Origin of the sequence: Streptomyces echinatus (assembly GCF_014203595.1) — a bacterium.
Taxonomy (GTDB): domain Bacteria; phylum Actinomycetota; class Actinomycetes; order Streptomycetales; family Streptomycetaceae; genus Streptomyces; species Streptomyces echinatus.
Genome location: NZ_JACHJK010000002.1, coordinates 341,765 through 366,713, shown reverse-complemented (window position 1 = coordinate 366,713; position 24,949 = coordinate 341,765). Strand labels below are relative to the sequence as shown.

General features: G+C 72.4%; 16 protein-coding genes. 4 read left to right on the top strand and 12 right to left on the bottom strand.

The genetic code is table 11. The annotated features are described in order from the left end of the window. Window positions 1-31: 31 nt before the first annotated feature. From FHS34_RS06165 to FHS34_RS06150, 4 genes are all read right to left on the bottom strand, one after another. Window positions 32-1,114 (bottom strand): ABC transporter permease, encoded by a 1,083-nt coding sequence (locus tag FHS34_RS06165; RefSeq protein ID WP_184961957.1) that lies wholly within the window; start codon window positions 1,112-1,114, stop codon window positions 32-34. Next, complete coding sequence (locus tag FHS34_RS06160) at window positions 1,111-2,640, bottom strand: sugar ABC transporter ATP-binding protein (RefSeq protein ID WP_372478587.1); 1,530 nt, start codon at window positions 2,638-2,640, stop codon at window positions 1,111-1,113. Before FHS34_RS06160 ends, FHS34_RS06165 begins: the two co-directional genes overlap by 4 nt. Window positions 2,641-2,761: 121 nt before the next feature. Next, window positions 2,762-5,584 (bottom strand): SpoIIE family protein phosphatase, encoded by a 2,823-nt coding sequence (locus FHS34_RS06155; RefSeq protein ID WP_184961953.1) that lies wholly within the window; start codon window positions 5,582-5,584, stop codon window positions 2,762-2,764. 124 nt (window positions 5,585-5,708) lie between these two features. Further along, window positions 5,709-6,677 (bottom strand): cyclase family protein, encoded by a 969-nt coding sequence (locus FHS34_RS06150; protein WP_184961951.1) that lies wholly within the window; start codon window positions 6,675-6,677, stop codon window positions 5,709-5,711. Window positions 6,678-7,022: 345 nt separating this feature from the next. Here FHS34_RS06150 and FHS34_RS06145 point away from each other — a divergent pair, with 345 nt between their 5' ends. Continuing rightward, entirely contained in the window at window positions 7,023-9,119 is a 2,097-nt protein-coding gene (locus tag FHS34_RS06145; RefSeq protein WP_184961949.1) for a SpoIIE family protein phosphatase, read from the top strand. Between the two features lie 450 nt (window positions 9,120-9,569). Here the strand turns inward: FHS34_RS06145 and FHS34_RS06140 are convergent, their stop codons facing one another. Next, complete coding sequence (locus tag FHS34_RS06140) at window positions 9,570-10,301, bottom strand: DUF7873 family protein (RefSeq protein ID WP_184961947.1); 732 nt, start codon at window positions 10,299-10,301, stop codon at window positions 9,570-9,572. A 353-nt stretch (window positions 10,302-10,654) separates the two neighbouring features. Here FHS34_RS06140 and FHS34_RS06135 point away from each other — a divergent pair, with 353 nt between their 5' ends. Then, window positions 10,655-11,845: a S8 family peptidase gene (locus FHS34_RS06135; protein ID WP_184962861.1), complete on the top strand. Its 1,191-nt coding sequence runs from the start codon at window positions 10,655-10,657 to the stop codon at window positions 11,843-11,845. 63 nt (window positions 11,846-11,908) lie between these two features. On the opposite strand, the gene FHS34_RS06130 is transcribed toward FHS34_RS06135, so the two are convergent. Next, window positions 11,909-13,969 (bottom strand): galactose-binding domain-containing protein, encoded by a 2,061-nt coding sequence (locus FHS34_RS06130; protein WP_184962859.1) that lies wholly within the window; start codon window positions 13,967-13,969, stop codon window positions 11,909-11,911. A gap of 316 nt (window positions 13,970-14,285) precedes the next feature. Here FHS34_RS06130 and msrA point away from each other — a divergent pair, with 316 nt between their 5' ends. Continuing rightward, window positions 14,286-14,807 (top strand): peptide-methionine (S)-S-oxide reductase MsrA, encoded by a 522-nt coding sequence (gene msrA, locus FHS34_RS06125; RefSeq protein WP_184961945.1) that lies wholly within the window; start codon window positions 14,286-14,288, stop codon window positions 14,805-14,807. A 73-nt stretch (window positions 14,808-14,880) separates the two neighbouring features. On the opposite strand, the gene FHS34_RS06120 is transcribed toward msrA, so the two are convergent. Then, window positions 14,881-15,954: a fatty acid desaturase family protein gene (locus tag FHS34_RS06120; protein ID WP_184961943.1), complete on the bottom strand. Its 1,074-nt coding sequence runs from the start codon at window positions 15,952-15,954 to the stop codon at window positions 14,881-14,883. 327 nt (window positions 15,955-16,281) lie between these two features. Between FHS34_RS06120 and FHS34_RS06115 the strand changes: the two genes are divergently transcribed. Continuing rightward, the gene (locus tag FHS34_RS06115; RefSeq protein WP_372478586.1) at window positions 16,282-17,586 is read left to right on the top strand and encodes a M28 family metallopeptidase; all 1,305 of its coding nucleotides are present in this window, start codon (window positions 16,282-16,284) and stop codon (window positions 17,584-17,586) included. A 58-nt stretch (window positions 17,587-17,644) separates the two neighbouring features. Here the strand turns inward: FHS34_RS06115 and FHS34_RS06110 are convergent, their stop codons facing one another. The 5 genes from FHS34_RS06110 to FHS34_RS06090 all read right to left on the bottom strand — a co-directional run bounded on the left by FHS34_RS06110 (window position 17,645) and on the right by FHS34_RS06090 (window position 24,676). Further along, entirely contained in the window at window positions 17,645-18,517 is an 873-nt protein-coding gene (locus FHS34_RS06110) for an LLM class F420-dependent oxidoreductase (RefSeq protein WP_184961939.1), read from the bottom strand. A 176-nt stretch (window positions 18,518-18,693) separates the two neighbouring features. Then, window positions 18,694-19,863 carry a phosphatidylinositol-specific phospholipase C domain-containing protein gene (locus tag FHS34_RS06105; RefSeq protein ID WP_184961937.1) on the bottom strand — a complete coding sequence of 390 codons (1,170 nt, stop codon included), beginning with the start codon at window positions 19,861-19,863 and terminating at the stop codon, window positions 18,694-18,696. Between the two features lie 81 nt (window positions 19,864-19,944). Next, complete coding sequence (locus FHS34_RS06100) at window positions 19,945-21,285, bottom strand: MFS transporter (protein ID WP_184961935.1); 1,341 nt, start codon at window positions 21,283-21,285, stop codon at window positions 19,945-19,947. A gap of 8 nt (window positions 21,286-21,293) precedes the next feature. Then, window positions 21,294-23,306 carry a PEP/pyruvate-binding domain-containing protein gene (locus FHS34_RS06095; RefSeq protein WP_184961933.1) on the bottom strand — a complete coding sequence of 671 codons (2,013 nt, stop codon included), beginning with the start codon at window positions 23,304-23,306 and terminating at the stop codon, window positions 21,294-21,296. Continuing rightward, on the bottom strand, window positions 23,303-24,676 hold the full coding sequence (locus FHS34_RS06090; protein ID WP_184961931.1) for an ATP-grasp domain-containing protein: 1,374 nt from the start codon (window positions 24,674-24,676) through the stop codon (window positions 23,303-23,305). Before FHS34_RS06090 ends, FHS34_RS06095 begins: the two co-directional genes overlap by 4 nt. Between the last annotated feature and the right edge of the window lie 273 nt (window positions 24,677-24,949).

The window sequence follows — 24,949 nt, the reverse complement described above, 5'->3', positions numbered from 1 at the left end:
GGGTGCGGCGACCGGCGATCCGTGAGCCGGGTCATGGCGCGGCGTCCGTCGGGTCGCCGTCCCGCCCCGCAGGCGGCGGCTCCAGGGGTACGGCGGACATGTCGGCCCCGGTGCGCAGCCGGCGGGCGGAGTAACCGGCCAGGCCGACGGCGAGCAGCAGGGTGCCGCCGTAGAACAGGGGGATGGTCCAGAAGTCGGCACCCAGCTGGCCGATGCCGGTGAGGCCGACGGCGAGCACGGCGACGGCGACGAGCGTGCCCAGGGCGTTGGGCCGTCCGGGCTGGATCGCGGTGGAGCCGAGCAGGGCGCCGACGAACGCGGGCAGCAGATAGTCGAGGCCCACACTGGGGTTGCCGATCTGCTGCTGGGCCGCGAGCAGCACACCGGCGAAACCGACGATCAGCCCCGACGCGGCGAACGCGTAGACGGTGTACCTGCGGACGGGGATGCCGACGAGCTCGGCGGCGCGCGGGTTGGAGCCGACGACGTAGAGGTACCGGCCGAGCGGCAGCCGCTGCAGCACCAGCCAGAGGGCGACCGCGAGCACGAGCACGTAGCAGGCGGGGACCGGGAGGCCGAGGAACCGGGAGTCGTAGAGATCGGTGAAGGCGGCGGGGAGGCCCTGGGGGCCGGGGACGATCCGGCCGCCGCCGGTGACCCAGCCGGTCACGGCGTACATCATGCTGCCGGTCCCCAGGGTGGCGATGAACGAGTCGATCCGGCCGTACTCGACGACCACACCGTTGAGGACGCCCACCAGCGCCCCGCCGGCGATCACCGCGAGGCAGGCCCAGGGCCACGGCCACCGCCCGTCGACGACGAGCCGCAGCACCATGACGTGCGCCAGGCCGAGGCCGTAGCCGAGGGAGAGGTCGAACGCGCCGGTCACGATGGGAACCGTGGCGGCGAGCGCGAGGACGGCGGGGACCGACTGGGTGTACAGGAGCGAGTCGACCGTGTCCCGGGTGGGAAACGTGCGCGGCAGGACGAGGGAGAAGGTCAGGAAGAGCACGACGGTGAGGGCCGGCAGGCCGTAGGCGCCGACGAGGTGCCCGGCCGGCCTTCGCCGGTGCGGCCGGGACGGGGACGAGGAGGAGGACGGCGGGGCGGTCATGAGTCCGTCGCGGTTCCGGACGGCGGCATGGCCGAGGCGGCCCGGGTGAGCCCGGCGACCGTGAGGGCCGGACCGCTCAGCTTGGCCGTCACGGACCCGCGGACGAACACCAGGGCGCGCCGGCAGACGCCCGCCACCTCCTCGAAGTCGGTGGAGACGAGCAGCACCGCGAGGCCGGCGGCCAGCGCCTCGTCGAGCAGGCGGTAGACGGCGGCCTTGGCCCCGATGTCCACGCTCGCGGTCGGTTCCTCCAGGATCAGCAGGCGCAGACCCACCCGGAGCCACCGGCCGATCATGACCTTCTGCTGGTTTCCGCCGGACAGCGTGCCGATGGGTGCCTCGGTGTCGCGGGGGCGCACCGAGAACCGTTCGATCAGGCCGGCGGCCTCGGCGCGTTCGCGGCGGGGGGCGATCCACCGCGGCGCCGGGAGACGACCGGCGCTCGGGTTGGCCAGCAGGTTCTCCCGCACGGTCAGCTCGGCGGCGCAGCCCTCCCGCTGTCTGTCGCCGGGCACGAAGCCGACGCCGAGGCGGACGGCGTCGGCGACCGAGCGCGGCCGGTACGGCCGGCCGCCGAGCAGGACCCGCCCGTCGAGGAGCGGCCGGGTACCGGCGAGTGCCCGGCCCAGCTCCCGGTGCCCGGCGCCCGAGAGGCCGACCAGGCCCAGGACCTCCCCGGCCCCGAGCTCCAGGCCGACCGGCCCCGCGCCGGCGGTCCGTACGCCGTCGAGGCTCAGCACGGCCGGGCCGTCGGCGCGGGCGGTCGCGGGGCGGTAGGGGGCCGGTTCCGCGCCGACGATGTCGTGCACCAGCCGGGTGGGACTGTGGCCGGCCAGGGCGCCGTGGCTGACGAGCCGGCCGTCGCGCAGGACGGCGAACGCGTCGGCGACCTCGTACACCTCGTCCAGGCGGTGGCTCACGTAGAGGAGGCCGTGCCCCTGGTCGCGCAGGGCGTGCAGGACACGGAAGAGCCGGGCGCAGTCGGCGGCGGGCAGGCGCGCGGTCGGCTCGTCGAGGACGACGAGCCCCGCCCGGGCGGCGAGGGCACGGGCGATGGCGACCAGCGAGCGCTCGGCGGGGGAGAGGCGGGCGACCGGCGTGGCGGGGTCGAGGTGCCCGGCGACGGTCCGCAGGGCCTCGGCGCAGCGCTCCCGGGTGCGCCGCCAGGAGATCAGTCCGGCGCGGCGCCGGTAGCCGATGCCCAGGGCGATGTTCTCGGTGACCGTCATCCAGTCCACGAGACCGAGGTCCTGGTGGATGAAGGACATCGCGCGCGAGGCGGCATGGCTGCCCAGCGGGTGCCCGTCCACCATGACGTGTCCCGCGTCGGCGTGGTGGACGCCGGCGAGCACCTTGATGAGGGTGGACTTTCCGGCTCCGTTGGGGCCGAGGAGGGCGAGGACGCTGCCCGCGCGTACGTCGAGGTCGACGCCGTCCAGCGCGAGGGTGCCGCCGAACCGTTTGCTGAGCCCGCGGATGCGGACCAGCGGTTCCGCGTCGGTGCCGGGAGGGTCGTGCACGGACAGCTCCGGAGGTCGGCCTGGCGAGTTCGTCCCGGCGGTCGCCCTCGATCCTAGGGGGACGATCCATGACATCCAGGATTTCTTGCGCGGGTGTGGCCCCAACGGATCAGTGGCGCCGCCGGCCTCAGGTGCCGTCGAGGCCGCATTCGGCCCAGATGACCTTGCCCTGCGGCAGATAGCGCGTACCCCAGCTCTGCGCCAGCTGGGCGACGAGGAACAGTCCCCGGCCGCCCTCGTCGGTGCTCGCCGCCCGGCGCAGGTGCGGGGCGGTGTTGCTGGCGTCGGAGACCTCGCAGATCAGGGTGCGGTCGAGGAGCAGCCGGACGCGGACGGATCCGGAACCGTGGCGGATGGCGTTGGTGACCAGCTCGCTGAGGATCAGCTCCGCGGCGAACGCGGCTTCGTCGAGTCCCCAGTCGGCCAGCTGACGCATGGCGCGGGCGCGGACATCGCCCACGAGCGCCGGGTCGGGCAGCAGGTCCCAGGTGGCGATCCGGCCGGGGTCCAGGGCACGGGTGCGGGCGACGAGCAGGGCGATGTCGTCGTAGGGGTGGGCGGGCGCCACACTGTGCAGCACCGCCTGGCAGGTCTCCTCGGGCGGGCGCTCCGGGTACGCCAGGGCCTCGCGCAGCTGGTCGAGGACGTCGTCGACGTCGCGGTGCCGGTCCTCGATGAGCCCGTCGGTGTAGAGGACGAGCTGGCTGCCCTCGGGAAGGCCGGTCTCGACCGCTTCGAAGGGCAGGCCCCCCAGGCCGAGGGGAGGGCCGGCGGGCAGCTCCGGGAAGGACACCGTGCCGTCGGGGCTGACCAGGGCGGGGGGAGGGTGCCCGGCGCGGGCCATGGTGCACCGCTGTGTGGTCGGGTCGTAGATGGCGTACAGGCAGGTCGCGCCGATGATGTCCGCTTCGTCGTCGGCGGCGTCCTCCCGGTCCAGGCGCCCCACCAGGTTGTCGAGGTGGATGAGGACCTCGTCCGGGGGGAGGTCGAGTTCGGCGAAGCTGCGTGCCGCCGTGCGCAGCCGGCCCATGGTGGCGGCGGAGAGCATGCCGTGGCCGACGACGTCCCCGACCATGAGGCCGACCCGGCTGCCGGACAGGGGGATGACGTCGTACCAGTCCCCGCCCACGTCGGCCTCGGCCGGCAGATAGCGGTGGGCGACGTCGACGGCGTCCTGCTCGGGCAGCCCGTGCGGGAGCAGGCTGCGCTGCAGGGCGAGCACCATGGTGCGTTCGCGTGTGTAGCGCCGGGCGTTGTCGATGGACAGCGCGGCACGTGAGGCGAGGTCCTGGGCCAGTGACCGGTCGTCGTCGCCGAAGGGCGCGGGATCCCGCCCGCGGTAGAAGGCGGCGACGCCCAGCACGACACCGCGGGCCACCAGGGGGACCGCGATGAGGGAGTGGACGTGGGCCAGCAGGTCCCCGCTGTGCTCGGGGTCGTGGGCGAGCCATCCCGCGGCGGCCTCCAGGTCCGGTTCGAGCACCGGCTCCCCGTCGGTCAGGCAGCGCAGCTGCGGGGTGGTCGGGCCGTAGTCGACCTGCTTGCCGACCGGATGGAAGGGGCAGTCGTCGCGGATGCCGTGAACCACCGTGCGGTGCAGGTCGCCGTGCGGGTCGGCGGACTCCTCCCCGCGCAGTACGGCCTCGGGCAGGTCGATCGTGACGTAGTCGGCGAGTTGCGGCACCGCCGTCTCCGCCAGTTCCTGGGCGGTGCGGCGCACGTCCAGGGTGGTGCCTATGCGCGTACTGGCCTCGGACAGCAGCTCCAGCCGGCGCCGTGCGGCGAGGGCGTGCCGTGCCACCTCCGGCTCTCCCACCAGCAGCAGCCCTCTCGACGGGGGAACGGCGGCAGGGTGATCGTCCGGCGCTCCGAGGCAGGTGACGCCCTTGCCCCCGGTGGCGGTCCGGCCGGGAGCGGCGACGGTGACGGCTCCCAGGGGCAGGCCGGCGTAGGAAGCGGCGGGTCCGGCGGGGAAGACCGGCACCTCGTCGACCTGCCGCGGGGCGACGAGGGGATGCCGTGGTGCCGGGCCGGGCAGCACGGCCTCGATGGCCAGGCCCACGACCCCGGTGGCACTCGTCATCGGACGGCTCAGCAGCGTGACACGCCGGCCGTCGGACAGCGGGACGTGGACGGCGGCCCGCTGCGCGCCAGAGATCAGCTCGGTGGCCGTCTCCATGAGGATCGCCCGGTCCCGGGAGTGCTGACCGAGGGCCAGTTCGTCCAGGCCGATGGTGTGGTGACGGCCGACGGCGGCTTCGGCCGCGGTGTCCAGATACGCCCGCAGCAGCGCGCGCTCGCGGGCGGAGCTGTGTCTGAGCAGCCGCCGTTCGATGGCACGCGCCGCCTTGCGTATCACGGTGGCCAGCGCGGGGTCGTCGAAGCCGCGGGGGTAGCCGAAGCACAGGACGCCCTCGATACGGCCGCTGAGCGGGTCGCGGACCGGGAGCGCGCGGCAGGCGCTCGTCTGGGCGCGCTCGGCGAAGTGCTCGGCGCCGTAGACCCGGATGAGCTGCCGCTCGGCCAGAGCGAGACCGATGCCGTTCGTGCCGGCGAACTGCTCGGCGAACACGAATCCCGGGACGCGCTGGATCGCCGGGAGGCTTCGGGCCAGGGACGCCTCCCCGAAGCGGCGCAGGAGGACGGTCCCGCTCGCGTCGGCGACGCAGATGTTCATCTGACTGCCGGCGAACCTGTCCCGCAGCCGGTCGAGCACCGGTGCGGCCGCGCGGACGATCCGTGCCTCCGTGTCGTAATCATCCCGGAAGGGGAGGTCGCTCCGGTCCGGTGAGAGCCCCAGGGACCGGCAGCGCTGCCACGAACTGGAGATGGGCGCGCGCACGCCGGCTTCGACCGGGCCGCCCTCCAGGAACCGCTCACGAGAACGGGCGGGCTCTGTGTCACCCGCCGCACGCCTCGTCGGCGTCGGTGTCCCGCCGAACCGAACCACGCTGCGCCTCACTTGCGAGAGTCCGCTTTTCGGAACCAGTCTGACATAAATGAGAATACGGACATTCGGGTGATGGGTCGCGACGGAACCGGTACTTCCTGTGCGTGATCGTCCGGCTCGGCCGTCACAGGACCGCCACCGGGTTGACGGGCGAACCCGTCCCGCCCGGCACCTTCAGTGGCGCCACGACCAGCAGGAACTCATACCGCCCGGCCTCCGCCGCCGCGGCGGAGAGGGCTTCCAGGTCGAGGTTGTCGAGCAGCGGGACGCCCATCGCGGCCACGGCCAGGGCATGGACCGGCGAGTGCACCCCCTCCACCGGCGAGGGCCGGACATCACTGTCGCCGTCACCTCCGAGCAGTGCGACACCACGCCCGGCCAGCAGCGGAACGGCGTCCACGTGGAAGCCCGCGCTCGCCGTGCCGGGGTCCCAGGCCCCCAGCTCCGCGCGACGGCGGACGTGTCCGGAGCGCAGGAGCACCGCGTCGCCCTCGCCGACGGTCACGCCGAGGGCCCGCTCCGCGGCCGTGACGTCCGCCGCGTGCACCGCCCGTCCCGGCTCCAGCCAGCGGATGCCGAGCACCGCGGGAAGGTCCAGGAGCACCCCCCTGGTGACGAGGGGCCCGAGCGCCGACACCGCTCCGAAGCGGGCCCCCGCGGCGCCGACGACGTCGCCGGCCGGCCGGCCGTCGTAGAGCCGCCCCCGGTAGGCGATGTGACACAGTGCGTCGAGATGCGTGACGCCCTTGCCGTGGTAGTCGGCGCCGATGAAGTCCTTGTACGTGGACGGCTCCGGGCTCTCCACGTCACCGAGATCGGTCATGTGGTGCAGGGCGGCCCGGCGGTTGTCGGGGCCGGGCCGGGTGTTCCAGGGCAGCGCCAGCGGGACGACCACCCCGGAGCGCACCGCGGCCGTGGCCCGCCGGACGTGGTCCGCGGTCACCCGGTTCCAGGCACCGCGGTCGGCCGGGGTCCAGCGGCCCCAGGTGCGGACCGCGTCGAAGAGCGCGTCGAACTCCCGGCGGGAGACGGCGGGCCCGTTGCCGGTGCCGGCCGATCCGGTACCGGGAGCGTCGGCGGACCTCGAAGTCATCTGTACTCACCGATCCCCGGGCGTGACGAACTCGGAGGGAGCGAGGCGCTCGTGATCGGCTCCAGCCTCGCACAGCCCGCCCGTCCCGGCCCGGGAAGCCGGGGCCGGCCGCCGCGGGGCACCCGCCCTGCCGGCCGACACCTGCCGTCCCGGCCGGTCTCCCGTCCCGGCCGGAACCGGATTTCCTCGATCCGCTCGCATCCGAGCAGGTCGGCGCCGCCTGAGCGGCCCGGGTGCCGTGGCGGGCCGCGGGTGTGCGCTTCCTTCGTCCGGGACGACCATGTATGAAGGGAAGACCGCCGGTATGGCACGAGCCACGCCACCGAGCGGGAGGGAAAATGAGGCATGGGCACCACGGAATCCGCCCGAGAGGTCGCCGGCCGGCCGCCGGCCGGTCCCGCCGCGCCGCCCAGTGGCCTGCTCGACCTGCTCAGCGTCGCCGCGGTGGTGCTGAACGCCGACGGCCAGGTGGTCTTCTGGAGCCCGAAGGCCGAGGAACTGTTCGGTTACACCGCGACAGAGGCGCTGGGCCGGTTCGCGGCCGACCTCACCGTCCACGAGGAGCACCGCGACGAGGTGATCAAGCTCTTCGCCGAGGTCATGGAGTCCGGCTCCGACTGGGCCGGAGCCTTCCCGATCCGGCACAAGAACGGCAGCACCCGCCTGGTGGAATTCCGCAACATGCGGCTGCTCGACGACCTCGGCGACACCTACGTACTGGGCCTCGCCGCGGACCAGGCCGCCGTGCAGCGGGTCGAGCGGGACGCCGCGCTGGCCGTGCGGCTGGTGTCCCAGTCCCCGGTCGGGCTGGCCATCCTCGGCCCGGACCTGCGGTACCTCGCCGTGAACCCGGCCCTTGAGCGCATCACCGGCCAGTCCGCCGCCGAGCGTCTCGGGCGGCCGGTCGGCGAGGTCCTCACGTTCCTGAACACCGATCCCGAGGCACGGCTGCGCCATGTCCTGGAGACGGGCGAGTCGGTCGTGGACCGCGACATCGTCTGCCGTCCGCCCAACGACCCGGACCACGAACACGCCTGGTCCGTCTCGTACTACCGGCTGGAGGACTCCGCGGGACGGGTGCTGGGCCTCGCCTACTCCGTCATCGACGTCACCGAGCGCCATCGGGCGGCCGCCGAGGCGGCTCGGGCCAGGCAGCGGCTGGCGCTGATCGCCGGCGCCTCCGCGTGCGTGGGCACCACCCTCGACCTGGAGACCACGGCGCGCGAGCTCGCCGACCTCGTCGTGCCGGTCCTGGCCGACGTGGCCGCCGTGGACCTGCTCGACAGTGCCCTCCGCTGCCGTACCGCGCCCGACGAGGGCCCGGCCCGCTTCCGCGCCCTCGCCGTCAGCGCGGCCCACCCGACCGTGGCCGTCGGCGCGGCCGACCCGCCGGGGGGACTCGCCACCTACGACAGCGACCGCCTGATCACCCGGTGCGTGCGTACCGGCGAACCGGTCCTGGTGCCCCGCACCACGCGCCCGGATCTGGAGCGCATCGCCCGCCACGGTGAGGCCGCCTCCCTCCTCGAGGAGGCCGGCGTGCACTCCTACCTGGCCGTACCGCTCATGGCCCGGGGCGAGGTCCTGGGCGCCCTCGATCTCGTACGCACCCGCAACCCCGCGCCCTTCGACGACGACGACGCGTTGCTCGCCGCCGAACTGGCCGCCCGGGCCGCGGTCTGCATCGACAACGCCCGCGGCTACCAGACCCAGCGCCACGCGGCCCTCACCCTCCAGCGCAGCATGCTTCCGGAGCTGCCCTCGCACCTGCCGGGCCTGGAGGTCGCCTGCCGCTACCAGCCCGCCGGCGCCACGAGCGAGATCGGCGGCGACTGGTACGACGCCATACCCCTGCGGGGGGACAAGACCGCCCTGGTGGTCGGTGACGTCATGGGCAGCGGGATCAACGCCGCCGCCACCATGGGCCAACTGCGCAGCGCGGCCCGTGCGTTCGCCGAGCTCGATCTCGCCCCGGCCGAGGCCCTGTATCACCTCGATCACCTGACCGAAGGGGTGGAGCAGGCCATCACCACCTGCATCTACTGCGTCTACGACCCCCACCGCGGCCAGTGCCGCATGTGCCTGGCCGGCCACCTGCCCCCGGCCCTGCTGGGAGCAGGCCGGGAGGCGCGCCTTCTCGACCTTCCCGCCGGCGCACCGCTGGGCGTGGGCGGAGTCCCCTTCGAGGACACCACGATCCCCTTCGGCCCCGGTGACGAACTGGTCCTCTACACCGACGGCCTGGTCGAGACCCGGCGCGAATCCATCGACGCCCGCCTCGACACCCTGCTCGACGCCCTCACCGCGACCCGTGGCCGCGAGCCGGAAGACGCCTGCGACCGTATCCTGGAGATCCTCCGGCCGCCCGGCGGCGAGGACGACGTCGCCCTGCTGATCGCCCGCGCCGGACCCCGACCGGGCGCCGCACGCGAAGGCCGGTGAACATGGCGGAGCCCGGGAGTCGTATCCAGCTCCCGGGCCCCTGGGGATGCCACCCAATTGCGCACGCCGGCGGCGTTTAAGAGGACGGATCAGTCATCATGCCGTCGTGTTCTTCCTTTGAACTACCGCACCGTGCAAGAGGTGCAGGCGAGAGTCGAACTCGCATCCGACGGCGTTCGTCCGGCCTCGGTCGATCCGGCGATCGGCGGCGATGCTGAGACTGGAGCGAGAGTCTGAGATTGACGGCGGCTGCCTCTGCCATGTTGGGCCACCCCGGCCCGTGTGGTGCCGGGGGAAGGACTCGAACCTTCACTGTCACCGCTGCTTCAGGCTGAACTTCAGTGTCAGCTTGCGCTCATCGCGCGCACCGGTCCTCAATCCGGTCCGCGCCTGAAACGCACCCCCGCGCTCGCACACGGGGGCGATCATGGTTGCTGCCCGCGGCCGGCGTCAGCCGAGCAGGTAGCCGAACACGGCGTCGCCGACCCGCTGGTCGGTGACCTCGGCGCCGTTGGCCTCCTCGCGGGCGAACTTCACCGCCTGCTGGAGCTTCTCGACCCGCTCGACCAGCTCGTTCACCCGCCGGGCCGGGAGCGCTCCGGAGAACTTCACGGTCGTCCAGTACCCGATGGGCACGTCCTCGTAGTACACCTCGACCTGCGCCGGGTGCTTGTCGGTCGCCTCCGCCTTGACGTGGTTGCGCGGGACCTTCCTGGTACGGATCGTGCGCACCGGGTCCGTCTTCCACCAGTCCGTGGACGGGTCGTGCGACCAGGACTCGGCGGCGTCGAGGGTGGGCAGCTTCCTGACGAACGTGTGCAGGTCGGTGAGCTGCTTCTCCAGGAAGAGGAGGTAGCTGACCGGGACGTCGGCGACGATCGTCCGGCCGTCGACCGTGACGTCCGCGCGGGCCGCGCAGTTCGCCCAGTCCTTGGTGGCGGTGACGTCGAAGAGCCGGGTGAGCGACGCGGACATCTCGCGCAGCACGTCCTCGGCCTGCACCTGCACCCGCGTGGACTCGGGCGGCAGCTGCTCGCCCTCCTCGTCCTTCGGCTGGTACGTGCGCGAGATGCCCGCCAGCAGGGCCGGCTTCTGCACCTTGTGGTGCGCCGCGGTGATGTCCTGGAGCGACTTGCCCTTGACACCCTTCTCGACGGCGATGATCTGGTTCAGCTTCGCCACTTCGGTTCCCCCTTCGAACAGGCAGGAACGTATCCCGTCGGCGCGGACACGCGCACGTGATTTACCGCCCGCCGCAGGGCGCGTGACCGCCCGGTGAAGAAATCGGCACGGAGAATTCGTGACTGTTCCTTGGCGTTTCAACCAGCCTCTCGGGCTGCGCGTTTGCGTTCGGGTTGCCTCGGATGTGCGTGAGTCCTGTGGAGACTGATGCCTCGTGAGGCATCAGGGGCACGTCAAGGCATTGATCTGCTCGCGACAAGTCGGCACGCTCCAGGGCACGCGCAGCGCTGCCGTTCGAACGCAAATCCCCCCACTTCGCGAGGAGACCCCTCTTGACGGCGCAACACAAACGCATGGGCAGGGCCAGGACCGTCACCGCGGTCGCGGCCGCCGCAACCGTCGTGGGCACCGCCTTCTACGTGTCCCCCCTCGCCCAGGCCGGACAGCCCACGGAGGGCACGGTCTTCGGCCTGAACGCCGAAGGGGCCGTGGCCGGCAGCTACATCGTCCTGCTGGACGAGAAGGCGTCCTCGGCCGAGAAGCAGGAACTGGCCGAGGAGTACGGCGGCGAGGTCAGCCGGACCTATGGCTCGGCGGTGAACGGCTTCTCCGCCGACAGCCTCACCCAGACGGAGGCCAAGCGCCTCGCCGCCGACCCGGCGGTGTCCACGGTGGTCCAGAACAAGAAGTTCCACATCGACGCCACCCAGGACAAGCCGCCGTCCTGGGGCCTGGACCGCATCGACCAGAAGGACACGGCCGCCGACGGCAAGTACACCTACCCGGACAAGGCCGGGGAGGGAGTGACCGCGTACGTCATCGACACCGGCGTACGCATCAGCCACAAGGACTTCGAGGGCCGCGCCGCCTACGGCTTCGACGCCATCGACAACGACGACAAGGCCGACGACGGCAACGGCCACGGCACCCACGTGGCCGGCACCATCGCCGGTGCCGCCCACGGCGTGGCCAAGAAGGCCAAGATCGTCGCCGTCAGAGTCCTCGACGACAACGGCTCCGGCACCACGGAGCAGGTCGTCGCGGGCATCGACTGGGTGACCAAGAACCACCAGGGCCCCTCGGTGGCCAACATGAGCCTCGGGGGAGGCGTCGACCCCGCACTCGACGAGGCGGTCAAGAAGGCCATCGCCTCGGGTGTCACGTTCGCGGTCGCCGCCGGCAACGAGTCGGCCGACGCGGGGCAGAGCTCGCCCGCCCGCGTCCCCGAGGCCATCACGGTCGCATCCAGCACCAAGGACGACGCCCAGTCGGACTTCTCCAACTTCGGCAAGGCCGTGGACCTCTACGCGCCGGGCTCGGACATCACCTCCGACTGGAACGACAGCGACCAGGGCACCAAGACGATATCCGGCACCTCCATGGCGACCCCCCACGTCACCGGAGCCGCCGCCGTCTACCTGGCCGGACACCCGGACGCCACGCCCGATCAGGTCGCCTCGGCGCTGACCGGCGGCGCCACCAGCGACAAGATCACCAACCCGGGCAGCGGAACGGCCAACAAGCTGCTGAAGGTGACCGAATAGGTCCACCGGACCGTGAGGCCCGGCGGTGCCGCCCGAGTGCGGCGGCACCGCCGGGCCCTCGTGTCAGCCGCTGTGCACGCCGACCTCGTACAGCGAGTACCCCCACTTGGTGCCCCGCTCCGTGCCCGCGATGCGCACGTAGCGCGCCGGCGTGCCGGGGAAGCGGACGGTGTCGAGGCCGCCGTCGCCCGCGGTGGTCGACCAGACCGTCCGCCAGTCGGAGCCGTCCGCCGAGAGCTGGACGTTGTACGACTTCCCGTACGCGCGCTCCCAGTCGAGCGTGACCTGCCCGACCCGGTGGGTGGAGCCCAGATCGATGCGCAGCCACTGGCCGTCGTTCCACTCGCTGGCCCAGCGGGTGTCCCGGCTGCCGTCGACGGCGAGGCCCGGCGCGTAGCTGGTGAACGGGTTCCACCACTCCGCCGAACTGGCCGTGGCCGGGGCTCCCTTGGCGAGGTTCACCGCCGCCTGGTGCCGCTCGGTCGCACCCCAGGTGCCGAGGTAGGACTCGGCTCCCCGGAAGAGGTCGTTCACCACGCCCTGGCCTCCGACGCGCCTGATGTCCTCGATCCAGTCCGGGACGAGGCCGTAGTGCGCGGCTCCGTCGGTGTTGATGTCCCAGGTGCGCTGACCGGCGGTCACCCGGTCGATGACGGAGCCTCCGTCGACGCTGCGGAAGGGGTAGGTCACCTTGTCGGGCGCGTCCGCGCCCCGGGGCCCGGGCCAGCCGCCGACACCGTTCATGTCCGTGCCGTAGCCGTAGCCCACGCCGTACTTGTCCCGCAGTGCCTTGGTGCGGTTCGCCTCGGCCACGAAGCCTTCCGAGCCGTTCATGTACTGGGCGACGAAGCCGCCGAGTCCGTAGACCCGCTCGGTCCAGTTCATGTCCATCCAGCTGTGGGAGGAGATCACGCCCGGGTAGGACTCCGACTCGAAGATGTCGAGCGCGCGGCCGACGGCCTTGACGCTCATGTGGTCGATCTCCAGCATCATCTTGCGTTTCATCATGCCCCGCACGGCGTACTCACCCAGGTCGGTGAGTCCGCGGACGTTGCACCGCGCGTCCGAGCCGTACGAGGGGACACTGACCCCCGCCGGGAGTTTCGCCTCGGCCCCGGGTGCCGCGGCCGAGCCGATGGGGTTGTCGGCCTGCGGGCCCGTGCACTTCTCCGTCTTCCAGAAGGTGCCGGTCGACAGGAACTGCCCGACGTTGATGGCCGTTCCTAGACTGCCCGAGTCGAAGCGGACGCCGCACAGGGCGTTGTCGAACTTGTGGCACAGGAACATGCTGCGCACGCCCAGCGCGTACAGCTCGTCGAGTCCCTTGTCGATGTCCGCCCTGCTGCACTGCGCGACGTCCAGGATCTGCTTGCAGCCGAAGGGCTCGGAGGTCTCCACGCCCAGGACGACCGCCAGCTTGCCCTGCTCGACGACCTCACGGGCCTGCTCGCTGTCGGTGACGATCCGGAACCAGCCCTTGCCCGTGCCGCCGTACATCTTGTCGATGTAGGCCTGCAGGTCGTACGACATCTTCGCCTGCAGCCGGATGGACGTCATCTCGTCGCAGCCGCGGTCCTTGAAGAAGTACACCGAGCAGATGACCCCGTTGGTGACGAGGTCGTTGACCAGCACCCGCTGGCCGCCGCGCCAGGCCCGCTCGACCCAGGCGTAGTAGTTCTGCTGATGGGTCAGCGAGTCGTGGGCGGGCCAGTCCTTGAAGGTGGGCCAGCCGACCGGGTCGTGCCTGCCGTCACCGCCCTTGGTGATGAAGTCGAAGACGGCGAGCGAGCCGTCGGGGTAGTGCTCGGGACAGTCCTTGAGCGCGTCGGCGACACCGGCCTCGGAGAACACCTTGCCGCAGATGAGGCGGCCGCCGAAGGCCTCGTTGGCGAACAGGTGGTCATGGGCGTCGACGAACCCGCGCACGTCGCCCTCGGCGTCGGTGCCCGTGAACGGCGCGCCCGTGACGTTGATCCCGGAGTCCGGTGCCGGTCGTGCGTCCGGGATCCACCAGTCGTTCCCGGCCGCCGAGCTCGGGGTGGGCCCGAGCACGGCGGCCAGCACGAGCAGGAGCAGCGACAGCATGGTGACGTCTCGGCGTCGGCGGTACGGGCGGCTGGTCATGGCCACGGCCCACGTCCCTCGGTCGGCGGGATGCGCGGTCGGCCGACAAGGAGGTCAGCCCCCGCGGGCACGCGCGCACACCGATTTGTCATGTCTAGGTAATCCGTGCGCCATGAGGATCGCCAGTGCCGCCTTACGAGTCAATACTCGTGTTCCGGGTCATGGGCGGGGGTGCCCGCGCAAGGCCGGCCGGGCGCCCGCTCCGGGCGGCCGGTCCGCGCGATGGTTACTCACAGGTAGTAATAAGCTGGATGAACGTGAGAACCGTACGTAGACGACCGCGCCGGACAACGGCTCGAACGTGAGGGAGCGACCGATGACATCGGAAACCGAGCGAGCCGTACTGGCGGGCGGTTGTTTCTGGGGCATGCAGGACCTGATCCGCAAGCAGCCGGGCGTGGTGTCCACCCGCGTCGGCTACAGCGGGGGCGACACACCCGACGCCACGTACCGCAACCACGGCGACCACGCCGAGGCGATCGAGATCCTCTTCGACCCCATGACCACGACCTACCGCGATGTCCTGGAGTTCTTCTTCCAGATCCACGACCCGACCACGAGGGACCGCCAGGGCAACGACATCGGGCGCAGCTACCGGTCCGCCATCTACTACACCGACGAGGAACAGCGCCGCGTCGCCGTGGACACCATCGCGGACGTCGAGGCGAGCGGCCTGTGGCCGGGCAAGGTGGTCACCGAGGTCGAGCCCGTGGGCGACTTCTGGGAGGCCGAGCCCGAGCACCAGGACTACCTGGAGCGCTACCCGAACGGCTACACCTGCCACTTCCCGCGGCCGAACTGGAAGCTGCCCCGCCGGGCCTCGTCCCCGCAGGGCTGAGGCGCCGGGCGGCCGCCGTCCCCGAACGCCGCGATCCCCCTCCGCACGCGCGCGTGCGCAGGGGGATCCGTGTTCACGCCCCGTGCCGCCGCCTGATCGGCTCTCCCACCCGGTGCAGATGCGTCAGGGCCTCGCGGTAGGACCGGATCAGTCCGGTCTCGTGGTACGGCACCCCGATCTCGGCGCAGTACTGCCGCACGATCACCCGGGCCCGCCGCAGATGGACCGTGGGCATGCTCGGGAACAGGTGGTGCTCGATCTGGTAGTTGAGGCCGCCCAGCATCGCGTCGGTGAACCGGCCGCCGCGCACGTTGCGGGATGTCAGGACCTGGCGCCGCAGGAAGTCGAGCCGCTGCTCACCGGTGATCGTCGGCATGCCCTTGTGGTTGGGCGCGAAGGTGCAGCCCAGGTAGACGCCGAACAGGCACTGGTGCACCACGAGGAACGCCACCGCCTTGCCCGGTGAGAGCACCAGGAACAGCGCGGACAGATACGCGGCGCAGTGCAGCAGGAGCAGAGCGCCCTCCAGCAGCCGGTTCTTCATGAACGGCGAACGCAGTGCCCGCACACCCGCGACGTGCAGGTTGAAGCCTTCCAGGGTGAGCAGCGGGAAGAACAGCAGTGCCTGACGGCCACCGATGAGGCGCGCCGGCCCGGTGCTCGACCTGGCCTGCTCGGCGGACCACACCAGGATGTCCGGGGCGACATCGGGGTCGAGTTCCTCATGGTTGGGGTGGGCGTGGTGACGGGTGTGCTTGTTCATCCACCACCCGTAGCTCATGCCGATGCCGAGATTGCCGAACAGCCGCCCGCCGATCTCGCTGTGCCGGCGCCGCCTGAAGACCTGCCCGTGCGCCAGATCGTGTGCCACCAGGGCGACCTGCCCGAACACCAGGGCCAGGAAGGCGGCCACGACCAGCTGCCACCAGGTGTCGCCCAGCAGGAGGAAGGCGGCCCAGGCGGCGGCGAACGATCCGGTCACGAGGCCGAGCCGCACCGTGTAGTAGCCGGGGCGCCGCTTCAGCAGACCGGCCGCGGCGATCCGCCGGGACAGTCCGGCGAAGTCACTGCCGGCACCGGAGTGCGAGGTGGCCGCGTCCCCGGCCGGGCGGCGGGTGGCGACGGAGGCATCGGGAGAGGTCGTCATGCCGGAAATTCTGCGGAGGCCGCACGGCACGCAGAAGCCTGCCAGCCACCGTATGACCACGACGCCCAGCCCCACCCGCGGCCGGGGGTTATCCCCCGCGACCGGGCCCTGGCCTCGTTCCCACGGCGCGGAGCCGGGCACGACGAGGCCCGGTCGTCACTCTTGACGGGGATCGGCGGCTGACTGAGCATCAGGCGCATACGGCACGACCGCACAGCTCTGGCACCACCGATCCAGGCACCGTTCGACTCCCCACATCGACGAGAAAGTGCGGCTCCCCACATGACGCAACCACGATCACGCCTGCGCCCGGCCGTCTCACAAGGTATGGCGTGCGCGGCACTGGTGACCGCGGCCGGTCTGCTCGCCGCCTCGCCCGCGTCCTCGGTGACGCGGGACGGCACCGGCACGGCCCCCACCGCGGCCCAGGCCCTGGCGGCACCCGACATCCCGCTCGCCAACGTCAAGGCCCACCTCACGCAGCTGCAGTCCATCGCCACCGCCAACGGCGGCAACAGGGCCCACGGCCGCACCGGCTACAAGGCCTCCGTCGACTACGTGAGGGCCAAACTGGACGCGGCCGGATTCACCACCACACTCCAGCAGTTCACCTCCTCCGGCAGCACCGGCTACAACCTCGTCGCGGACTGGCCCGGCGGCGACCCGAACCAGGTCCTCATGACCGGCGCACACCTGGACTCGGTCTCCGCCGGCCCCGGTATCGACGACAACGGCTCCGGCTCCGCGGCCGTGCTCGAAACGGCCCTCGCCGTCTCCCGCGCCCAGTTCCAGCCCGCCAAGCACCTGCGCTTCGCCTGGTGGGGAGCCGAGGAACTGGGCATGGTCGGCAGCAGGAACTACGTGAACAGCCTGTCGGCCGCCGACCGGGCCAAGATCTCCGGGTACATCAACCTGGACATGGTCGGCTCCCCGAACCCCGGCTACTTCGTCTACGACGACGATCCGGCGATCGAGAAGGCCTTCAAGGACTGGTACGCCGGGCTCGGCATACCCACCGAGCCGGAGACGGAGGGCGACGGCCGCTCCGACCACGCCTCCTTCAAGAACGCGGGCATACCGGTCGGCGGCCTGTTCACCGGCGCCGAACGGACGAAGTCGGCGGCGCAGGCCGCCAAATGGGGCGGCACCTCCGGTCAGGCGTTCGACCGGTGCTACCACTCCTCGTGCGACACGACCGCCAACATCGATGACACCGCGCTGGACCGCAACAGCGACGCGCTCGCGTACGCGGTCTGGACCCTCGCCGCGACGGCACCACCGTCCGGCGACTCGTACGAGAACACCACGGACGTCGCCGTCCCGGACAACGGGGCCGCGGTCACCTCGGCCGTCACCGTGTCCGGACGCAACGGAAACGCGCCGTCGGCGCTCCGGGTCGGGGTGGACATCAAGCACACCTGGCGCGGTGACCTGGTCGTCGACCTGCTGGCGCCCGACGGCACGGCCTACCGGCTGAAGAACTCCAGCGGCTCGGACTCCGCGGACAACGTGATCGCGACCTACACGGTCGACGCGTCCAGCGAGCCGGCGAACGGGACCTGGCGGCTGCGGGTACAGGACGTCGCCGCTCAGGACACCGGCTACATCGACAGCTGGAAGCTCACCTTCTGACCGGCCGTCCGTGCGGGCCGGCGGCCGCCGGCCCGCACGGGAGTCGCGGTCCCGCCGCTCAGGCGCGGGCGGGAGTCAGCCATCGGTCGGCCAGGCCGGCGACCCAGCGCGTGGCCTCGTCGGGTGTCGCGGGCGGGGCCGCGACGACCACGACTTCGGTCACGCCGGCCCGGGCGAGTCCGGGCAGCAGTTCCGGGTCGCCGTCGGTCAGCGCGACCGCCACGCCGAAGTCGTCCGCCGGGCGGTTCCGCTCGGCGCGGTGCCCGGCGAGGACGGCTGCCCGCTCCACGGCCTCGGCGGCCGAGAGGTTGAAGCCGTACCATCCGTCGGCGACCGTCGCGGCCCGGCGCAGCGCCGCGTCGCCGTTGCCGCCCATGACGACGGGGATCCGCCGGTCGCGTACCGGCTTGGGATTGACGCGCACCTCGCTGAAGCGCGTGAATTCGCCCTCGAAGGTGGCCGTGTCCTGCCGCCACAGTGTCCGGATCGCGGCGAGGTACTCCTCCGTCCGGCGGCCCCGGCCCGCGAACGGGACGCCGAGCGCCGTGAACTCGTCGGCCGACCAGCCGATCCCGACGCCGAGCGTGAACCGCCCGGCCGAGAGGACGTCCAGGGTGGCCGCTTGCTTGGCCACCACCACCGGATTGTGCTCGGGAAGCAGCAGCACTCCGGTGGCGAGCCCGATCCGGTCCGTCACGGCGGCCGCGAAGGCCAGGGTGAGCAGGGGATCGAGCCAGTCGGCATCGGCCGGGACGGCGATCCGGCCGTCGTCGGAGTACGGGTACCGGGAGACGGGTGTGTCGACCATGACGACGTGCTCGCCGACCCAGAGCCGGCCGAACCCGTGCGCTTCGGCGGCGCGCGCCACGGCCCGGACGATCTCCGGACGGGCACCGTCGCCGATGCCCAGGGCATGCAGTCCCACGCGCATGAGTCGCCTCCTTGGCGTCCGTGCGGAGTCCGCCGCGCCGGACGGCTCCAGGGCGTGCGGACCAGCGGGACCGAGAGGGAACCCGACCGTAACAGCAGCGGCCGTGAACGGCCGTGCGACGTGCCGTCCGGGGTCCGCCGGGCCCATCGCGGGACCGGCGGACCCCCGGACGGGGGTCAGGTGGCGCGGCCGGGCAGGGTGTTGATGTCGATGACGGCCCGCTGGAGGTCGCCCTGCGGCCGGTGGCCCAGGTCGTCGACCGACACGATGTTCATGTGGCCGGCCGGCCCGGGCGCCCGCCAGTCCGTCCTCAGCTTGGTGACCAGCTGGGCATTGAGGCCGTTCGCGAGATGCATGAGGTAGTTGTCGCGTACGGCCGCCGGGAAGAACGGCGCCAGCAGCCGGATGAGGAACAGCTGGGGTATCTGCACGTCCGGCTGCACGATGCCCGACAGGACGAAGAACCGTCCGGCGTCCGGGCCGGGTTCGCGGTCGAGGGCCGCCTGATCGAGGGTCAGCGTCTGGTCGTAGACCTGCTGGGGCGGGCTTCCGTTGAAGAAGGACTTGAGGATGTCCCACCAGCTCGGGTTGCCCGCCGGGTAGCTGCCGCGGTCGGAGACGTCGTCCGCATGCCAGGCCCACGGCTCGTGGACCGCGGCCGAGGCGTCGACGAGCACGACGTTCTTGCCGGCCCGCACGAAGTCGCCGTAGGGGGAGGCCGGGGACAGCTCCGTCCGGTCGGCGACGCGGGAGCCGAACAGGTCCCGCAGCCTGGTCAGCGGCTCCGTGGCGTCGGCCCCCGCGGGGACGGCGGCCGACACGCTGATGACGACGACCTCCGAGGGGTGCTCGTCGATCCAGCGCCCCACCGAGGCGGCCTCACCGGTGGCGTCGTCGAAGAACAGTCCTCCCATCGGGGCGCCGTGGAAGGTCCGCCACTGCCCGCCCTCGTGGCACAGCCGCAGGTCGAGATAGCGGGCACCCTCGTCGAGCTGCTCGGTGAGACTGCCGCTCTGGGTCCGCGAGATGCTGGCGGCCAGCCGGGGGTCCAGCTTGGCGGCGTCGTAGGACCAGCCGCTGGTGCACAGGCCCGGGTCGGCCGGGATGCTCCAGCTGCCGGAGTCATGGCTGCCGGGCATCGCGATCCGGTTCAGCGGCCGGCCGTCGAGGTAGCCGTGCAGCTCGCCCATCCAGCGCGACAGGTCCACCGTCGCGGCGGAGGCCCGGCCGGGCTGCGCGGCCCGCGCCGGTCCGCCGCCGGTCACCGTCATGGCGACGGCGAGAACCAGGGCGACCAGGCAGGCCGCGGAACTCAGTGGGCGGGTGCCGTCCGTTCGACTTCTCATCTTCGTACGCCCTCCTTGGGGGGGAAGAGGCCGAGGTCGGGCACCGAGGGTAGGGGCAGTTGCATGGCATGCCCAGTTCAATCACGGATGCGGTGCGACACACTCGTCGACCGGCAACGGCACCGGCTCGTCGGCCTCCGCCGGAGCCGGTCGCGCGGCTGCCCCGGCTTTCGCACGCGGTGCCGCCCGGCCGGTCCGGCGCAGCGCCAGATGGAGGACCGGGATCAGGACGCAGGTGACCGCGGCGCTCTGCCACAACAGCGCGTCGAGCCGGCCGGCCGCCAGGTAGGCGCCCGCGGCGACCGCGGCCAGCGCGCACACCCCACGGTCCACGATGCTCTCCACCGACAGCAGCGTGGCACGCGGCGCGTCCGCCGGGATGGCGTCGTTGATGAGCTTGCGCTGCACGGGATAGACGAACCCGGTGATCGCGGCGAACGCGCACAGCAGCGCCACCACGAGCCAGGGCCCCCCGAGGGCCGTGCCCGCGAGGACCACGGCCAGCGCCACGCTCAGCAGGGACACCCACTGGGCCGGCGCCAGCCGGCGGCTCAGCCACTGCGGGCGCGCCGAGGCGATCGCCTCGGCCACCGTCATGGCCGCGAGCACACCGCCATGCGTGCTCTCCCCGATCCCGTGGTCCAGCAGCACCGGCTGGAAGAGGTTGACCTGACAGATGCGCGACAGCGTGAACACCGCCACGCCCTGCACCATGAGCAGCGGCAGCCACGGGGAGACCCGCAGGGCCCGCAGCGCGGCACCCGTGTCGCGCAGCAGGCTTCCGCCCCGCCGCCCGCGCGCGCCCGGCCCGGAGTCCGTACCGCGCGGTGCGAGGCGCGGCAGCGCCAGGGCGCAGGCCAGCGACCCGGCGGCACCGGCCGCGCTGAGCAGGTACGGGGTCGGCGCGGCCAGCGCCATCAGCGGGCCGACGAGCGGCCAGCAGACGACCTTGGCGGCCAGCCCGAGGGACCGCGCGGTGCCCTCCGCCCGCAGGTAGTGCGCCTCCGCTCCCTCGGCGCGCAGACCGTCGTAGAGATAGGCGCTCGCCGCGCCCGACGTGAGCGAGCGCCCGGCCGCGATGGCGAGGAAGTGGACGAGGAAGCCGGTGTACGACGGGGCCAGGACCGGCGCCATGTTCGCCGCCGTCATGACGACCGCTCCCGCGCGCAGGCAATTGCGGGCCCCGATGCGGTCGGCGATGACACCGGTCGGTATCTCGAACAGGCAGAACGCGATGTAGTAGATGCTCTGGATGCCGAAGATCTGGCCGTCGGACAGACCGGCGTCACGCTGGTAGGCGTAGAAGACCGGCATCCACCACAGCAGGTTGAACAGCAGCTGGAACCCGTTGTTCAGGCGGATGATCCGACGCGCCACCGGGGAGGCGACCGGCTCGGCCCGGCGGAGCCACCGAGCGGGCATGCGGGGCCTCACCGGGCGTACGGGCGGACCTGGACCAGACGGAACGCCCCCTCGTCGGTCATCAGCCACTCGATGTCCAGGGCGCCGTCGGGGTCGTCCGCGCTGAAGTGCGACTGCAGCAGGCGCCCGGTGAGGGCCAGCCGGGCGAGCGCCGTCCGGGTCTCGGGCGGCAGGTCCTCGCCCGAGGTGCCGACGTCCAGCGTGCGTCCGCCGCCCTCGACGGTGTTGTACAGGTACTGCTGCGGCAGGACCGTCCCGTCCACCACCCGCTCCGGTGAACCGGGCGTGCAGTTGAGGTACACGTTGCGGAAGTCCTCACGACGGGTCGGGTTGCACGTCACCAGCACGCCCCCGAGGCTCGCGGGCACGTACTCCTGGACGATCACCCCCATGTAGGTGTCGTCCAGGGAGATGCCGACCTGGTGCCGCAGGCGCACGCTGCGCGGCGACAGCAGCGACGCCCACACCTGCCGCACGGCGTCCATGAGCTGCTCCACACCGCGCACGGTGGTCACCGAGTCGTAGATCCCCGCGGCGGAGAAGCCGGGCAGGTCCTCGGCGTTGGAGGAGGAGCGCACCACCATGCGGTGCCCGCCGGCCGGCGGTCCCGGCACCGACGCCGTGATCGCCCGGGCCACCTCGTCCGGCATCGGCGCGGTGCGCACGAGGTGCTGGAGGCTCAGACACAGCGGGTCCACGATGTCGAACGCCTCGAGTTCCAGGGCCATCTTCAGTTTGCCGATGCCCTGCTGGAGGGCGGGCGAGGAGGTCAGGAACAGGTGGTGCAGACGGAACGGCAGCGCCACGCCCTCGGGGGCACGGACGGTCTCCGCCACGCACCGGGCCGCGGCGGCCCGCAGCCGCTCCGGTGAGGCCCCCTGCTCGCCGAGCCGGGCGGCGAGATGGCCGAGGAGATCGCGGCGCGGCGGGCGCGGGCGCGCGTAGAACGCCGTCAGGTCGGCGGTGCGGCTGTCCAGGACGTGGTGCAGTTCCCCGAGGTTGGCCGCCTTGGTGCCGTAACTGTCGCGGTCGGTGCTCCGCAGCCGGTGCAGGGCCAGCACCGGGGCCTCGTCCAGCAGCGGTGTCTCGATGCGGATGCGCTGCTGGTGCCAGGCGGGCTTCGTCAGGTCCGGTGCGGCAGAGAGCGGCTCCAGCGTGACGGCGTCCTCGCGCACCCGGTAGCGCACCCAGGCACCGTCCAGACCGTCGCGCCGCACCAGGGCGTCGAGGTCGCGCATGATCGCGTTCGGGATGCCCCAGCCCGAGGCCAGCACGTTGGTGTGCGAGAGCGGCGTGATGGGCTCGGTGTTGACGAACCCGGCGACCCGGGGCACGTCGTCCGGCAGGCGGGGCATCGCGACGATGTCCGCCCACCCCAGCTGTGCCGCGGCTGCCTCGTACTCGGCCATGGTGCGGAAGTGACGCAGACGGCCTTCGGCCTCTCCGGGATTGAGGCAGGTGCGGGTCCGGTCGCCGAACAGCCGGTGGCTCAGGATCCGGGGGACGCGCGCCTCCCCCACCGAGGCGAGTTCGTGCTCCTGGCCGTGGTTGGCGGGCTTCAGCAGCAGCGGCAGACGGCCGTCCACCCGCCCGCGCACATAAAGGTAGAACTCCTCCAGCAGAGCGGCGTGCATGGTGTCCGCCTCGGTGGTCTCCAGGACCAGGAACGGGCTCTCGGACCCGTCCGCCGCCTCCTCGCTGTGCAGCGACAGCACCCCGAGCAGGAAGCGCCGTTCGGGATCCATGTACACGGACGCGTTGAAGGCGTCCAGATCGGCGTCGAGTTCGTCCAGGGTCATGCCGAGGACGCGGGTGGCGATGTAGTTGACGTGGAAGGGATGGACCCGGGTGTCCAGCAGATGCCAGGTGCTCTCCACCCGGTCCACCACCACCTTCAGGTACGGGTGCCCGGCGAGCACCCCGGACAGCGTCCGGAACAGCGGCAGCGACAGGTTGGCGCCGACGACGGTACGGTCCCCGCCGGCCCAGGGGACCTCGGTCTCACCCAGTGTCAGGGTCATGCCCGCACCCCCTGCGGGACGTAGCGCGGCAGGATGCGCGGCATGGCGTCCACGAGGGCGGTGAAGTCGCGGACCACGGCCTGCGGCCGGCCGGCGGACACCAGGCACAGGCCCGCCATGGTGTTGGCACCCGCGGCCGGATCGTAGACCGGCACCGGTGTGCCGTCCGGCAGCGAGCTCTCCCCGACGACGCTCAGCGTGCTGCCCGCGCCGACCGGAGCGGAACGGATCACCGAGGCCGAGTCCCACAGGTGCCGGTCCGGCCACGGGGCGCCCGCGCCGTCCACGGCGAGGACGACCAGGGACCCGGCCGCGCCCGCGGCGTCCGCGGGTGCCAGGGCCCCGGCCGGCCAGCCGGGCGAACCGCCCAGCAACTGCTCGGTGAACATGCCGACCAGGTCGAGCCCGAAGACCTCCTCGATCTGCGGCACGGTCATCGCGCCGCCGAAGCGCGCCGCCGTCTCGATCACCCACATACGGCCTTCCGCACCCAGCTTGATCTCGGTGTGCGTGCCGCAGTTCTCCAGCCCGAGCGCGTCCACGGCCCGCCGGGCCAGTTCCACGATCCTCGCCTGGGCCCGGGTCCCGACCGCGGCCGGCGTGATGCCCGCGCGTTCCGTGAACGGCGCCACCGTCGGCATCCGGCCGCTCAGGCAGACCGGCCGGAAGACGCCGTCCACGACGACCCCCTCGACGCTGACGTAGTCACCCCAGCCCGGCTCCTCGAACCACTCCTCGGCACGGCCGCTGACGATCTCCTCCACGATGAAGTCCTCACCGGCGCCCGCCACATGGAGCTCCGCGTAGCCGAGCCGGGCCGACTCCGTCATCACCGCGTGCGACCGCGCCCAGGCGCCCGGGACGTCCGCGGGCCCCTCGATGATCTGGTGCGCGGTCGAACCGGCGCTCCAGGCCGCCTTCAGCAGCAGCGGGCCGGGCAACTCGGCCGCCGCGGCCTGCAGTTGCCCCACCGTCGTGACGCCGCGGAACCGCGGCTGGGGTATGCCCCGCCGGTGCCAGGCCGCGCGCATCAGGCGCTTGTCCCGGGCGAGGGCCGCGGCGGGCCCGGCGCCCCGCAGGCCGAGCCGCCGGGAGGCCTCGGCGACCGCGACCACCGCGTACTCCGAGAAGGTGATGACGGCGTCCGCGCCCACCTCGCGGGCGCGGGACGTGATGAGCTCGACCAGATCGTCCGCGCCCGCGTCCTCGCGTGCGGCGACCGAGGCGCACAGCCCCTCCGCCCGCGCCGCCACACCGGCGGGCAGCTCGCTGAGTGCCAGCAGGTGCACGACGGACCTGGCGGCCACCCGAGCCAGGGCGTACCCGACCGGGGGCCCGCCCTTCGCATGCACGTACAGCACCTTCGCCACGGATACCCAACTCCTTCTGCTGTCCGGGACCTTGCTCCTGTCGCGCGTCGGTTCGCGCGGTGCGCCGGCGGGGCGGCGTCCGGGGTGCGCCGGCCGCCCGCCGACGCGGGGTCTCTCCTTTCCAGCGAAGCAGTCCGGCTGCCCGCCGCACGGCGTGCCGAGCGTCGACGTCTCAGGCAAATGCCTTACTCGGGGACGCGGCGGCCGGTGTGTGAAGATCCGGTGATGTGCCTGTGCCCGGCCCGGGCCCGCGGGCGCCGACATCCGGCCTGT

Coding starts and splice junctions, on each gene's coding strand:
- FHS34_RS06105 (WP_184961937.1), bottom strand. CDS start 19,863: ATGAGAAGTCGAACGGACGGCACCCGCCCACTGAGTTCCGCGGCCTGC.
- FHS34_RS06165 (WP_184961957.1), bottom strand. CDS start 1,114: ATGACCGCCCCGCCGTCCTCCTCCTCGTCCCCGTCCCGGCCGCACCGG.
- FHS34_RS06130 (WP_184962859.1), bottom strand. CDS start 13,969: ATGACCAGCCGCCCGTACCGCCGACGCCGAGACGTCACCATGCTGTCG.
- FHS34_RS06095 (WP_184961933.1), bottom strand. CDS start 23,306: ATGACCCTGACACTGGGTGAGACCGAGGTCCCCTGGGCCGGCGGGGAC.
- FHS34_RS06100 (WP_184961935.1), bottom strand. CDS start 21,285: ATGCCCGCTCGGTGGCTCCGCCGGGCCGAGCCGGTCGCCTCCCCGGTG.
- FHS34_RS06135 (WP_184962861.1), top strand. CDS start 10,655: ATGGGCAGGGCCAGGACCGTCACCGCGGTCGCGGCCGCCGCAACCGTC.
- msrA (WP_184961945.1), top strand. CDS start 14,286: ATGACATCGGAAACCGAGCGAGCCGTACTGGCGGGCGGTTGTTTCTGG.
- FHS34_RS06150 (WP_184961951.1), bottom strand. CDS start 6,677: ATGACTTCGAGGTCCGCCGACGCTCCCGGTACCGGATCGGCCGGCACC.
- FHS34_RS06120 (WP_184961943.1), bottom strand. CDS start 15,954: ATGACGACCTCTCCCGATGCCTCCGTCGCCACCCGCCGCCCGGCCGGG.
- FHS34_RS06145 (WP_184961949.1), top strand. CDS start 7,023: ATGGGCACCACGGAATCCGCCCGAGAGGTCGCCGGCCGGCCGCCGGCC.
- FHS34_RS06115 (WP_372478586.1), top strand. CDS start 16,282: ATGGCGTGCGCGGCACTGGTGACCGCGGCCGGTCTGCTCGCCGCCTCG.
- FHS34_RS06110 (WP_184961939.1), bottom strand. CDS start 18,517: ATGCGCGTGGGACTGCATGCCCTGGGCATCGGCGACGGTGCCCGTCCG.